We start from the raw sequence: 12104 nt of genomic DNA, 5'->3' as shown, positions 1-12104 counted from the left end.
ACGTCGCGACTGTGACACCGATGCCTCCTTGGAGTTGCCATGACCGATAAGTCCTCGTTTCGGCTGGACGAGCAACTCTGCTTCGCGGTGTATTCCACGGCGCATGCGTTCAATCGCCTCTACAAGCCCAAGCTCGACGCCCTGGGAATCACCTACCCGCAGTTCCTGGTGCTCAGCATCCTGTGGCGCTCCGAGCCCCAGACGGTCGGCAGCCTCGGAGAGCTGCTGCTTCTCGACTCCAGCACGTTGACGCCGCTCCTGAAGCGCCTCGAGGCGGCGGGCTTCGTGCGCCGCACGCGCTCGACCCGCGACGAGCGCGTGGTGGACGTGACGCTGACCCCCGAGGGCCAGTCGCTGCGCGACCGGGCGTGGGCGATCCCGCCCGAGATCGCGGAAGCGACCGGCGAGAGCATGACCGAGCTCGGGCGCTTGCGGCAGGCGATCCTGCGCGTTCGCGATTCGCTGAACGCCTCCAGCATCGGTTGACGCCTGCCTCGGCGGGCCGCCCTCGCGACCGGGGATGACGTGTCCCGTCCGGGCGAGCCGTCGAGGAACGCAGCGGCGCTACTCCATCCCGGCCCGCTGGGCCGGCGCCGCTCCCGCACGAGCGAGCGGGCATGCTGGGTGCTATCCAAGGCCCGCAACAGGCACTAGAAGGCGCGGCCAGACAACGCGCCGCTCACCCCTTCGGGAGGACCTTCCTTGACCGCTCTGTCCCAAGCGACCCTTCGCGACCTGTCCTGCCGCACGCCCGGCTACGACCGCAGCCGGATGGGCGGCGGGATCGTTCACTTCGGCGTCGGCAACTTCCACCGCGCCCACCAGTGCGTCTATCTCGACGACCTGTTCGAGGCGGGCGGCGACCTGTCCTGGGGCATCACGGGCGTCAGCGTGCGGGCCGAGGACGGAGCGGCATTCGCCGACATGCAGGCGCAGGACGGCCTGTTCACCGTGACCGAGGTGGACGAGGGACACCGCCAGACACGGGTGGTGGGATCGATCCATCGCCTCGTCGATCCGGGCGAGCGTCCGGGCATCTTGCGCGCGCTCGCCGACCCGCAGACGCGCATCGTCTCGCTCACGATCACCGAGGGCGGCTACTACCTGTCGGGCGACCACCCGAACCTCGATCATCCCGATCTTCTGGCCGATGCCGCCAATCTCGCCGAGGCGCGCACCGTGTTCGGCCTGATCCTCGCCGCCATCGCCGACCGTCACGCGTCGGGCGCGCCGCCGGTCACGGTCCTGTGCTGCGACAACCTTCCCCACAACGGCGACCTGACGCGCCGCCTCGTGCACGGGTTGGCCGAACGGGTCGACGCGGGACTGGCGGCCCATGTCGCGCAGGCGATCCGCTTTCCGAACTCCATGGTGGACCGCATCACGCCCGCCACCAACCGTGCGCAGATCGAGAGCCTGGCGGCGGACGGTATCGAGGATCGTCGACCGGTCTTCTGCGAGCCGTTCATGCAATGGGTGATCGAGGACACGTTCTCGTCGGGCCGCCCGGAACTCGAGCGCGTCGGCGTCACGTTCGTCGAGGATGTGACGCCCTACGAACTGATGAAGCTGCGCATCCTCAATGCGGGCCACGCCACGATCGCCTATCCCGCGGCGCTGATCGGGCTGACCTACGCCCACGAGGCGATGCGCGACGATCTCGTGTCGCGCTTCTTCCGCGACGTCGAGGAGGGCTTCCTCCTGCCGGCCTCGCCGGAGATTCGGGGCGTCAGCCGCGAGGACTATCTGGCGAGCGTCACCCATCGCTTCGCCAACCCGGCGATCGGCGACACGATCCGTCGCCTGTGCCTCGACGGCTCCAACCGGCAGCCGAAGTTCGTCCTGCCGGCGGTGCGCGAACTCCTGGCGCAGGGGCGGGACGTATCGGGTCTCGCGCTCGTCAGCGCTCTCTGGTGCCGCTACTGCGCGGGCACGTTGGAGGACGGCTCCGTGGTGGAGCCGAACGATCCGAACTGGGATCTCCTGAACCGCACGGCGCTGGAGGCGCGCGACAACCCGTCCCGCTTCCTGGAACTGCGCGACGTCTTCGGTGACCTTGGATCCGATCCGGTCTACGCGCCGCTCTTCTCGGGCTTCGTGCGATCGCTCTGGGAGCACGGCGTCGCCCCGACGATCGAGGCTTATCTGCGCGTTCGCCAGAACGCGCGCTGATCTAAGTCCGGCCGGGCACCGGGCGGCGTCGAGGCCGCCCGTGTTCGAACGGGGCCCCTGCCGGATGTTCAACCCCTATGCTCCTCGCAGGTCCCGCCCGACGCAGCAACCTCGCGTGCGATTCCTCGCGGCACGAGATGTCGAACCTCGGGATGCGGCATTTGACGGAAAAACTTGAGGATTGCCGACATCCATCGGGAACCATGCCCGCATGACAGGCTTTGGCGCAGATGACCAGGACGCGCCAACCCTCATCGAACAAAAAGCGGTGGACCTGCAGGCGCTTAGGCATCAGACAAGTGCGTCGCGAGCGGGCGTCTACCCTCCCCCTTCGCCCGCTGACGCGCCTGCGCCCAGGACCCGCATCGTCCTATCCCGACCGCGCCACCTCATGACGCTCTTGCATCTGTCCTATGTCAGCCGGCTGGCTCCCGAAACCAGCATGGCGGACCTTCTCGACCAGATCGGACACTTCCGTGCCAAGAACCTGGCGGCCGGCGTCAGCGGCTGCATCGCCTTCGAGGGCGACCGGATCATGCAGATCCTGGAGGGACCGGAAGCAGCCGTGAACGAGCTGTTCCGGATCATCTGCAACGACCCGCGCCACGTCGAGGTGATCGAACTCGAGCGCAAGCCGATCGAGGCGGTGAGCTTCCGGGATTGGGGAATGGTACGCCGGCCCATCGCCGACGTCGTGTTTCTGTCCCAGCTGACCTGAGCGGCGGGACCGGGCGCCGTTCGACAGCCTAGCCGGAACGCCGGTCGGGACCGACGCCTCAGGGCAGCAGGATCGCGGCTGCGACCGTACCAACGGCCCCCAGCAAAGCCAGCGCCGTAACGTTCACGAACAGGGCAACCATGGTCTCGATGCGCATTGCAGGGGTTCCTCTTCCCGACTGGCGAGAGGCATAGCGTCGTCACGTTTCGGCCATGTTTCAACGTCGACCGCCCGACGGCGTTCCCCAGGAATTTCCTTAAAATTTCGTTAAGTTTGCCGCGGCGGACCTCAGGGGGACGGTCGCCGGAACCCTTCGGCGGCGCGTACCAGGTCGGCCGCGTAGGCGCTCTCGACCCGGCCTCTTGCCAGAGCGTCCGCCCCGAGTTCCTCGACCGCCTCGCCGCCGCGCATGACGAGCGCACGCTCGCACATGTGGTCCACCACCGCGAGGTCGTGACTGACGAACAGGAACGTCAGGTCGCGCTCGCGCCGCAAGCGCGCCAGAAGGTTCAGGACCTCGGCCTGGATCGAGACGTCGAGCGCCGAGGTCGGCTCGTCCAGAAGGAGGATCGGGGGATCGAGGATCAGCGCGCGCGCGATGGCCACGCGCTGGCGCTGTCCGCCCGAGAGCTGGTGCGGCAGGCGGAAGCGGAAGGACGCGGGCAGGCCCACGTCCTCCATCGCCGAGACGACGCGCCGGTCGCGGTCGTCCAGGCCGTGGATCGCGAGCGGCTCGGACAGGATGCGGTCGAGCGTATGGCGGGGATGGAGCGATCCGTAGGGGTCCTGGAACACCATCTGGACGCGCGCGGCGAAGGCGCGCCCGCGCACGCCCTTGATCTCCTCGCCGTCGATCAGGATGCGGCCGCCCGTGACCGGTGCGAGGCCGCAGATCGCGCGCAGGATCGTCGACTTGCCCGAGCCCGATTCGCCCACCAGGCCGAAGGACGCGCCGGCGGGAACCTCGAGCGAGACGCCGCGCACGGCTTGGACGCGCGAGCGGCCCGTGCCGAAGCTGACCGACAGGTCCTCGATCGCGATGCGTGGGATGGCGTTCATGCGGTGGCCCACGCGGTCTGGCGCTGCAGGACGGGCAGGTCGGCTTGGCCGCCGCCGATGCGCGGGAGGCAGGCGAGAAGCCCCTGCGTGTAGGGATGCCGCGCCTCGTGGAGACGGCCGGCCTCGATCTCCTCGACGATGCGCCCGGCATACATGACGAGCACGCGGTCGCAGAAGGTCGAGACGAGGCGCAGGTCGTGGCTGATGAACAGGAGGCCCATGCCCCGATCGCGCACGAGCCGGTCGAGGATGGCGAGGACGTCGAGCTGGACCGTGACGTCGAGCGCCGAGGTCGGCTCGTCGGCGATCAGGATCTCGGGCTCGGGGATCAGCATCATGGCGATCATGACGCGCTGGCCCATGCCACCGGAAAGCTCGTGCGGATAGGCGGCGAGCACACGCTCGGGATCTCGGATCGAGACCTCGCGCAGCATCTCCACCATGCGCCGTCGCCGTTCCGCGCGCCCGAGACGCCCATGGGCGTCCAGCGCCTCGCCGAGTTGGCGCTCGACGCGCATCACGGGGTTCAGCGAGTATTTCGGGTCCTGCAGGATCATGGCGATGCGCCGCCCGCGCACCGCGCGCATCCCGAGCTCGGAAAGCGTTGCGAGATCGGTGCCGCCCAGCATCATGCGGTCGACCGCGACGCGGCCGGGCGGCCGCACGAGCCGCAGGAGCGCGCGGCCCGTGACCGTCTTGCCGGAGCCCGACTCGCCGACGATGCCGACCCGCTCGCGCCCGAGCGCGAAGGAGACACCCCGCACGGCCTCGACGGGGCCGCGCCGCGTGTCGAACGCGATGCGCAGGTTCTCGACTTGAAGAAGCGGCTCGCTCAACGCTTGGCGCTCCGCGGGTCGAGGACGTCGCGCAGGCTGTCGCCGATGAGGTTGAAGCCGAGGCTCACGAGGAGGATGGCGATGCCGGGAATGGTCGGGACCCACCAGTGGCTGAGGAGGAACTGTTGCCCGGTCGAGATCATGGCGCCCCATTCGGCGAGCGGGGGCTGCGCGCCAAGGCCGAGGAAGCCGAGGCCGGCGGCGGTCAGGATGATGCCCGCCATGTCGAGGGTCACGCGCACGATGACCGACGGCAGGCACAGGGGCACGACGTGGCCGAGCACGATGCGTGGCGTGCCCGCGCCCGCCAGCCGCGCGGCGGCGATGAAGTCGGAGCGGCGCACGGTCAGCGTCTCGGCGCGCGCGACGCGCGCATAGGGCGGCCAGGCGGTGAGCGCGATGGCGAGGATGGCGTTGAGGATGCCGGGGCCGAGCGCGGCCACGAAGGCGAGCGCGAGGATCAGGCGGGGAAAGGCGAGGAAGATGTCGGTCGCGCGCATCAGGATGCGATCCGTCCAGCCGCCGAGCGTGCCGGACACCGTTCCGACGAGCAGGCCGAAGACCGGCGCGGTGACGGCCACGAGCGCCACGACCTGGAGCGTGACGCGCGAGCCGTAGACGAGACGGCTCCAGATGTCGCGGCCGAGCTCGTCCGTCCCCAGCCAGTGCCCGTTCGCGCCGGGGGGCTGAAGGCGCAGGGCGAGGTTCTGCGCGTTCGGGTCGTGGGTCGCCAGCCAGGGCGCCAGAAGCGCCATGAGGACGAGCACGGCGACGATCAAGAGGCCCGCGACCGCGAGCGGGTTGGCGAGAAGCTCGCGCCAGGCGTGGGTGGCCGAGACGAGTCGGGCTTGGAGGCGCGAGCGCGGCGTGTCGGTGGTGAGCCAGGCGCGCAGGCCGCCGGCGGAGGGCGTGGGGGCCAGGCTCATCGGGCCCTCGGATCGACCATCGTGTAGACGAGGTCGGACAGGATGTTGAGAAGGATGAAGGCGCAGCCGATCACGAGCGTGCCGCCGAGCACAGCGTTGAGGTCGGCGGCGAACAGCGCCTGCGTGATGTAGAGCCCGAGACCCGGCCAGGCGAACACGGTCTCGGTGAGGACCGAGCCCTCCAGCAGCGCGGCGTAGCTCAGCGCGATCACGGTGATGAGCGGCACGGCGGCGTTGCCGAGCGCATGAACCCAGACCACGCGCCGCTCCGAAACGCCCTTCACGCGGGCCGTGGTGACGTATTCCTGGCCGAGCTGCTCCAGCATGAAGGAGCGCGTCATGCGGCTGATATAGGCCATGGAATAGGCGGCGAGCACGGCCACCGGCAGGACGAGGTGCGACAGGGCGTTGCGGAACACGTCCCAGGCGCCCGACAGGGCCGAGTCGACGAGGATCGAACCGGTGCGCGGCGTCACGTCGAACTCGTAGGAAAGCTCGAAGGCCACGTCCAGCCGGCCCGGCCCGCCGGTCCAGCCGAGATGCCCGTAGAAGAAGAGAAGCGCGACGAGGCCCAGCCAGAAGACCGGCATGGAGTAGCCCAGCAGCCCGACGACGCGCAGGATATGGTCCGGCCATCGTCCCTGGTTCACCGCGCCCAAGACACCGGCGGGAACGCCGAGAAGGACGCCGAGGAGCGTCGCCAAGGTGGCCAGCTCGATCGTCGCGGGAAAGACGCGCAGCACGTCGTCGAGGACGGGCTGCGAGGTCGTGACCGAGTGCCCGAAGTCGCCCTGCGCCACCTCGCCGAGGTAGCGCACGAACTGCACGGGAATGGGCTGGTCAAGCCCGAGCTCGGTCCGGGCGGCGGCGTACTGGGCGGCGGTCGCCCGCTCACCCACCACCGCCAGAACAGGGTCGATCGGCACGAGGCGCGCGATCGCGAAGGTGACGAGAACGAGGCCGAACAGGGTGACGAGGAGGCTGAACAGGGTCTTGAGGAGACGCGAGGCGATGCGCCCCGCGTGCCCTCCCCCGGTTCGCTCCCCGGCGACCTGTTCCGCGGCGAGCTCGTCGCCCGGCAGGATCGTCATCCGGGATGCCTTACTGCGCGGCCTTGGTCACCTGGTAATAGAAGGCCGAGGACACAGCGCCGCCGCCGGTAAAGCCCTCGACGCCCTTGCCCATCGCGTTCTGGGCGATCTGCTGGAACAGCATCACGAAGGGCGAGGAGTCGCGGCTGATTTGCTGCATCCGGTGATAAAGCTCGACGCGCTTGGCCTCGTCCTGCTCCACCACGGACTGGGCGACGAGCGGCGTCGTCTCCGTGGCGGCATAGGCGTTGCGCCATGCCAGGTTGCCGACGAGGTTGCCCTCGTCCGAGTTGTTCTCGTTGGAGGCGAAGACCGAGGCGTTGGTGTTGGGATCGGGATAGTCCGGCCCCCAGGCCTCCAGCGTCAGTTGCGCGTTGCGGGCGCGGTAGACCGAGAGCACCTCCGAGCCGGTCGCCGCCTTGATCGACACGCGGATGCCGGCCTGGCCGAGCGTGTTCTGGAGCGACTGGGCGATGGCGAGACGCTGCTGGTCGTTGCGCACCAGGATCTCGACGTCGAAGCCGTCGGGGTAGCCGGCGGCGCTCAGCATCTCCTTGGCCTTGGCGACGTCGAGCTTGAACGGATGGTCGTCCACCGCGCCGAGGAAGCCGACCGGCAGGAAGTTCTGCTGCTGGACGACCTGTCCCTTCAGGAAGGACGAGGCCATGCCGTCGTAGTCGACGAGCGACTTGATGGCCTGCATGACGCCAGGCTTGGCAAGCGGCTCGTACTTCTGGTTGCCCGAGAGGTAGTAGATGCGTCCGCGCGGCTCGTCGACGACCTTGAGCGCGGCGTTGCCCTGAACGGCGGCGACGTCCTCGGGCGTCAGGTTGCGCGCGATGTCGACGTCGCCGCGCTCCAGGAGAAGGCGCTGGGTCGCGGGCTCCGGCACATGGCGCACGAAGACGCGCTTCATGGCGGTCGCCTCGGGCCAGTTCGGGTTGGCCTCGAGCAGCACGGACTCGTTGGGCTTCCAGGCGCGCAGCACGTAGGGACCCGAGCCCGCCGAGTGGGTCTTCAGCCACTCGTTGCCCATGTCGCCGCCGCTCTCGTTCTCCATCACGGTCTTCATGTCGACGATCGAGGCGACGTCGGCGGTGAGCGCGTTGTAGAGGAAGGTCGGGGCGTAGGGCTTGTCGGTCTGGATCTCGACGGTCGTGTCGTCGACCTTGCGGATGGTCTGGTCCGCGTTGTCCTTGGTCAGGCCGAACTGCGAGATGATGAAGCTCGGCGTCTTGTCGAGCTTCACGACGCGGCGCAGCGAGAAGACGACGTCGTCGGCCGTCACGGGATTGCCGGAGGCGAACCGCTGGTTCGGCGCGATCTTGAAGGTGAAGACGCGTCCGTCGCCGCCCACGCTCCAGCTCGCCGCGACGCCCGGCGTGGGCTTCAGGGTCTTGGGATCGAGCTCGACCAGCTTGCGGTAGATATTGTTGATCGCGTCGCCGCCCGAGAATTCGAAGCTTTCGGCGGGATCCAGCACCTTCAGGTCGTCGATCGTGTTGGCGATCACCAGCGTGTCGGCCGGGGTGGCGGCGAGCGCGGGGGCCGAGAGGCCGGCGAGGATGATCGTGCCGGCCAGAAGCCGCGTGGTGAACGAGCGGATGTGGAGCAAGATGGAAACCCTTTCCCGAGCGGCACGGCCTGAAAGCCGGCGCACCGCGCGCCGGACTTTGGAAAGGCTATGGGAAGCCCAAGAAAGGGGCAAGCCTCATTGCGCGTCAGCTGTGGACGTCTCATGGAAGGTTCGGCGAAGGACGTCCATCCAGTTGCGCCAGGCGATGCGCTCGAGCAGCGCGTCGCCGTAGCCCGCCTGCGACAGGTGCTCGAAGAGACGCGGGAGGCCGGCGGACGAGCCGATGGCCTTGGGAATCGTCGCGCCGTCGAAGTCGGAGCCGAGCGCCACGCCCCCCTCGCCCAGATGCTCGAGCATCGCGTCGAGGTGGCGGCGCATGGTGTCGAGCGGCGTGTCGGCGTCCATGTGCCCGTCCTCGCGCAGGAAGGCGGTGGCGAAGTTAAGGCCCACCAGCCCGCGTGAGCGCGCGACCGCGTCGAGCTGCCGGTCGGTGAGGTTGCGGCTCACCGTGCACAGGCGGTGGACGTTGGAATGGGTGGCGACGAGCGGGGCGTCGGAGAGCTTCGCCACCTCCCAGAAGCCCGCCTCGTTGAGATGCGACAGGTCGAGGAGGATCCCGAGTTCGTTGCAGCGCTTGACCAGCCTCCGGCCGGCCTCGGTGAGGCCCGGCCCGGTGTCGGGCGAGGAGGGAAAGCGCATCGGCACGCCGTGGCCGAAGTGGTTGTGCCGGCTCCACACCATGCCGATCGAGCGCAGGCCCGCGGCGTGGAGCACGTCGAGCATCCGCAGATCCGGGTCGATCGCCTCGGCGCCCTCGATGTGGAGCATGGCGGCCAGGCTCCCGCGCGCCATCACCGCCTCGATCTCGGCGACGGTCCGGCAGACCGCGAGGCGCCCGCCCGACGCGCGCTCCAGACGCAGGAGGATCGAGATCATCGAGACGGTACTGTCGAGCCCGAAGGGATGGGCGAGCGGCGCCGGGAGGGCTAAGTCGTAGGGCGCGCGGCGCATCGGATCGGGCGCACCGCCCGAGCCGCCCCAGGGCGAGGGCGGAAAGACCGCGAAGAGCCCGCCGGCCAGCCCGCCCGCGCGCGCCTTTTCGAGATCGATATGGGCGTCCGACCCTCCCTCCAGAAACTGCCGGAACGCCTCTCCCGTCTCGTCGAGATGGATGCGCAGGAGGATGTCGTTGTGGCCGTCGAAGACTTGCATGGGAGGGCTCCGCCAAGGGGACGGTCGCCTTGAAGCGCCTCCCGGCGCCCGCGTCAAACGGTGCCGGTGGCTGAACGAACGCGGCGGCCGATCGTTGGACCGGCGGACCAGACGCATCCAGGAGAGCTATCATGAGCCGCATTCCGACCGACCGCTTCGACAACCAGCAGGACCAGGCCGACAACCAGGACCGCGACGCCGACCAAGCCGCGCAACAGTCGCAGGAGGACGAGTTGCAGGAGGCACTGCGCCGGATCCCGGACGGCGGCGCGGAGACCGACGCGGGTCGCTGAAGCGGATCGCATCATGCCGCACGGGCGCGGGGGATCGGATCGACGCGTCCGTGCGTTGGCACCCTGACAGTCAGGGGACCCGCAGCATGAGCATCTTTTCCGGCCTGCAACCGCCCGAGGCCTTTGCCGAGGCCGCACTGGCGCTCGGCCCCGCGCCGCTGGTCGCCTGCCACAACGACGCCGACGGGCTGTCGGCCGGCGCGATCCTCGTGAAGACGTTGCAGCGCCTCGGCACCGAGCCGTCGACGCGCATCGTCGGCAAGGGCGAGAACGCCTATTCCGACGCATTCCTGGACGAGCTGCGCGGCCGGGCGATGACGGGCCTCGTCGTCACCGACCTCGGCGTGTCGAGCCGCCTGCCCGACCTTGGGCTCCCCACCGTTCTGATCGACCATCATGTGCCGACCGGCGTGCCGACCCATGCCTGCGTCGTGTCGGGGATCGAGGACGACCCGATCCCGACCTCGTCGCTTCTCGCCTATCGCTGCGCGAAGGCGATCGGCGTCGAGACGGGCGACCTCCTGTGGCTCGCCGCGATCGGCCTGATCGGCGACATGGCGGACGAGGACGGCTTCCCCGAGATGGAGGAGGCGCGAGCCTTGGGCATCACGGCGCTGCGCAAGGCCGTCTCGCTCGTCAACGCTCCGCGCCGCACGGCAAGCGGCGACGCCTCCGCCGCCCTGGGCCTGCTTCTCAAGGCGGACGGCGCCAAGGCCGTCCTGTCGGGCGCGCATGCGGAGACCGCGGCGCTTCTCCAGGCCAAGGAGGAGGTCAAGGCAGCGCTCGATGCGGCGCGCAAGATCGGCCCCAAGGTCTCGGCCGAGGTGGCGCTGATCCCCTTCTCGTCGCCCTGCCAGATCCATCCGCTGGTCGCCCAGGCCTGGCGCACGCGCATCAGGGACCGCATCGTGATCGCGGCCAACTTCGGCTATCGCGAGGGCTGGGTGCATTTTGCCGCCCGCACGGGCGAGGATCGCGATCTCATCGCGTTTCTGGCCGAGCACCGGCCGCCCGGCGCAGGCGAGGAATACGGCAACGGCCATCGTCTGGCCTCCGGCGGCGCCCTGCGCCTGGCCGACTGGAACCACTTCGTCCATGCGATCGGCTTCGGACCCGAGCTGGAGGCCGCGGCATGAAGCTCGTCACCCCCGCCCCCTCGCGCCTCGGCTTTCCCGTCAAGGTGATGGCGCGCGACGACCTGAAGAGCAACGACGCGCGCCGGGCGGCAAGCGAGCCGCACCTCACCGTGTCGCTCGGCTATCTCGACGCCATCCTCGATCACCTCGATAAGCACGACATCCGCATGTACCGCATGTCGTCGGACATCGCGCCCTACGCGACCCATCCCGACATGCCGCAGTTCCACTCGATGGTGCAGGACTCGAAGGCCGAGCTGGCCAGCTTCGGCGCCAAGGCGCGGCGCCTCGGCATCCGCCTTTCCTTCCACCCCTCGCAGTTCATCGTCCTCAACAGCCCCGACCCCAAGCTCGTCCAGAAGTCGATCGCCGACCTCGTGTCTCAGGCCGAGATGCTGGATCTCATGGAGCAGCCGCCCGAGGCCGTGCTGGTGATTCATGTCGGCGGCACCTACGGCGACGTGCCCGCCTCGCGCGAGCGCTGGGTCGAGACGTGGCACACGCTGCCCGAGCCCGTTCGACGCCGCCTCGTTCTAGAACACGACGACCTGCGCTTTTCGGCCGCCGACGTCCTGTGGATCCACGATCGCACGGGCGTGCGCTGCATCTTCGACTACCAGCACCACTGGTGCCTCAATCCCGGCCAGGTGCCGGTGCGCGACACGCTGGCCGCCATCCTCAGGACCTGGCCGGACGACCAGCAGCCGAAGATCCACTTCTCCTCGCCCCGCACCGAGCTGCGCGAGCAGGTGCGCGTCGACAAGAAGACCAAGAAGAAGACGGTCCGCCACGTCGCGCCGGTCTTCACGGGCCATGCCGACTTCTGCAACCCGTTCGAGTTCGCGACCTTCATGCGCGAGGCGGAAGGGCTCCGGTTCGACGTCATGCTGGAGGCCAAGGCCAAGGACCTCGCGCTCCTGCGCCTGCGGCCCGACCTCCTGCGCTATGCGCCGGACGTCGCCGCCCGGTTCGGCCTCGAGCCATCCGAAGCGCCCGCGTTGGAGGCCGAGGAGGACGAGGTGCTGGACGAGGTCGAGGTCACCGGTGGCGCGTGAGCGCTCGCCGGCGGCGCGTGAGCGCTCGCC

12 protein-coding genes are annotated in these 12104 nt (G+C 69.2%); 6 read left to right on the top strand and 6 right to left on the bottom strand.

Annotated features, from left to right (window positions below; translation table 11 throughout):
- Positions 1–39 precede the first annotated feature (39 nt).
- The 3 genes from BLQ76_RS05345 (at position 40) to BLQ76_RS21980 (ending at position 2890) form a co-directional block, all read left to right on the top strand.
- The gene (locus BLQ76_RS05345) at positions 40–486 is read left to right on the top strand and encodes a MarR family winged helix-turn-helix transcriptional regulator (protein ID WP_090670093.1); all 447 of its coding nucleotides are present in this window, start codon (positions 40–42) and stop codon (positions 484–486) included.
- Positions 487–702: 216 nt separating this feature from the next.
- The gene (locus BLQ76_RS05340; protein ID WP_244519487.1) at positions 703–2172 is read left to right on the top strand and encodes a mannitol dehydrogenase family protein; all 1470 of its coding nucleotides are present in this window, start codon (positions 703–705) and stop codon (positions 2170–2172) included.
- Positions 2173–2563: 391 nt separating this feature from the next.
- Positions 2564–2890, top strand: a complete 327-nt coding sequence (locus BLQ76_RS21980) for a BLUF domain-containing protein (protein ID WP_170842485.1) — start codon at positions 2564–2566, stop codon at positions 2888–2890.
- A 288-nt stretch (positions 2891–3178) separates the two neighbouring features.
- Here the strand turns inward: BLQ76_RS21980 and BLQ76_RS05330 are convergent, their stop codons facing one another.
- The 6 genes from BLQ76_RS05330 to BLQ76_RS05305 all read right to left on the bottom strand — a co-directional run bounded on the left by BLQ76_RS05330 (position 3179) and on the right by BLQ76_RS05305 (position 9590).
- Positions 3179–3949, bottom strand: a complete 771-nt coding sequence (locus tag BLQ76_RS05330; RefSeq protein WP_090671334.1) for an ABC transporter ATP-binding protein — start codon at positions 3947–3949, stop codon at positions 3179–3181.
- Positions 3946–4785: an ABC transporter ATP-binding protein gene (locus tag BLQ76_RS05325; protein ID WP_090670088.1), complete on the bottom strand. Its 840-nt coding sequence runs from the start codon at positions 4783–4785 to the stop codon at positions 3946–3948. The genes BLQ76_RS05330 and BLQ76_RS05325 overlap by 4 nt, the downstream gene beginning before the upstream one ends.
- The gene (locus BLQ76_RS05320) at positions 4782–5711 is read right to left on the bottom strand and encodes an ABC transporter permease (RefSeq protein WP_090670085.1); all 930 of its coding nucleotides are present in this window, start codon (positions 5709–5711) and stop codon (positions 4782–4784) included. Before BLQ76_RS05320 ends, BLQ76_RS05325 begins: the two co-directional genes overlap by 4 nt.
- Complete coding sequence (locus BLQ76_RS05315) at positions 5708–6802, bottom strand: ABC transporter permease (protein ID WP_090670082.1); 1095 nt, start codon at positions 6800–6802, stop codon at positions 5708–5710. The genes BLQ76_RS05320 and BLQ76_RS05315 overlap by 4 nt, the downstream gene beginning before the upstream one ends.
- 10 nt (positions 6803–6812) lie before the next feature.
- A complete protein-coding gene (locus BLQ76_RS05310; RefSeq protein ID WP_210285821.1) occupies positions 6813–8417 on the bottom strand; it encodes an ABC transporter substrate-binding protein in 1605 nt (534 codons plus the stop codon).
- 96 nt (positions 8418–8513) lie between these two features.
- Positions 8514–9590, bottom strand: a complete 1077-nt coding sequence (locus tag BLQ76_RS05305) for a dipeptidase (protein ID WP_090670079.1) — start codon at positions 9588–9590, stop codon at positions 8514–8516.
- Positions 9591–9721: 131 nt separating this feature from the next.
- Here BLQ76_RS05305 and BLQ76_RS21975 point away from each other — a divergent pair, with 131 nt between their 5' ends.
- From BLQ76_RS21975 to uvsE, 3 genes are all read left to right on the top strand, one after another.
- Positions 9722–9883: a hypothetical protein gene (locus BLQ76_RS21975; RefSeq protein WP_170842484.1), complete on the top strand. Its 162-nt coding sequence runs from the start codon at positions 9722–9724 to the stop codon at positions 9881–9883.
- An 86-nt stretch (positions 9884–9969) separates the two neighbouring features.
- On the top strand, positions 9970–11019 hold the full coding sequence (locus BLQ76_RS05300; protein WP_090670076.1) for a single-stranded-DNA-specific exonuclease RecJ family protein: 1050 nt from the start codon (positions 9970–9972) through the stop codon (positions 11017–11019).
- Positions 11016–12074: a UV DNA damage repair endonuclease UvsE gene (gene uvsE / locus BLQ76_RS05295; protein ID WP_090670073.1), complete on the top strand. Its 1059-nt coding sequence runs from the start codon at positions 11016–11018 to the stop codon at positions 12072–12074. The genes BLQ76_RS05300 and uvsE overlap by 4 nt, the downstream gene beginning before the upstream one ends.
- Positions 12075–12104 lie beyond the last annotated feature (30 nt).

Source organism: Aureimonas jatrophae (assembly GCF_900104035.1).
Lineage (GTDB): Bacteria > Pseudomonadota > Alphaproteobacteria > Rhizobiales > Rhizobiaceae > Aureimonas > Aureimonas jatrophae.
The sequence above is the reverse complement of the archived record's forward strand: the minus strand, read 5'-3'. Positions and strand labels throughout refer to the sequence as shown.

Bases quoted from the DNA above. Each gene is read 5' to 3' on its own strand.
- BLQ76_RS05315 (WP_090670082.1), bottom strand. From the start codon at position 6,802: ATGACGATCCTGCCGGGCGACGAGCTCGCCGCGGAACAGGTCGCCGGG.
- BLQ76_RS21975 (WP_170842484.1), top strand. From the start codon at position 9,722: ATGAGCCGCATTCCGACCGACCGCTTCGACAACCAGCAGGACCAGGCC.
- BLQ76_RS05300 (WP_090670076.1), top strand. From the start codon at position 9,970: ATGAGCATCTTTTCCGGCCTGCAACCGCCCGAGGCCTTTGCCGAGGCC.
- BLQ76_RS05320 (WP_090670085.1), bottom strand. From the start codon at position 5,711: ATGAGCCTGGCCCCCACGCCCTCCGCCGGCGGCCTGCGCGCCTGGCTC.
- BLQ76_RS21980 (WP_170842485.1), top strand. From the start codon at position 2,564: ATGACGCTCTTGCATCTGTCCTATGTCAGCCGGCTGGCTCCCGAAACC.
- BLQ76_RS05305 (WP_090670079.1), bottom strand. From the start codon at position 9,590: ATGCAAGTCTTCGACGGCCACAACGACATCCTCCTGCGCATCCATCTC.
- BLQ76_RS05330 (WP_090671334.1), bottom strand. From the start codon at position 3,949: ATGAACGCCATCCCACGCATCGCGATCGAGGACCTGTCGGTCAGCTTC.
- uvsE (WP_090670073.1), top strand. From the start codon at position 11,016: ATGAAGCTCGTCACCCCCGCCCCCTCGCGCCTCGGCTTTCCCGTCAAG.
- BLQ76_RS05345 (WP_090670093.1), top strand. From the start codon at position 40: ATGACCGATAAGTCCTCGTTTCGGCTGGACGAGCAACTCTGCTTCGCG.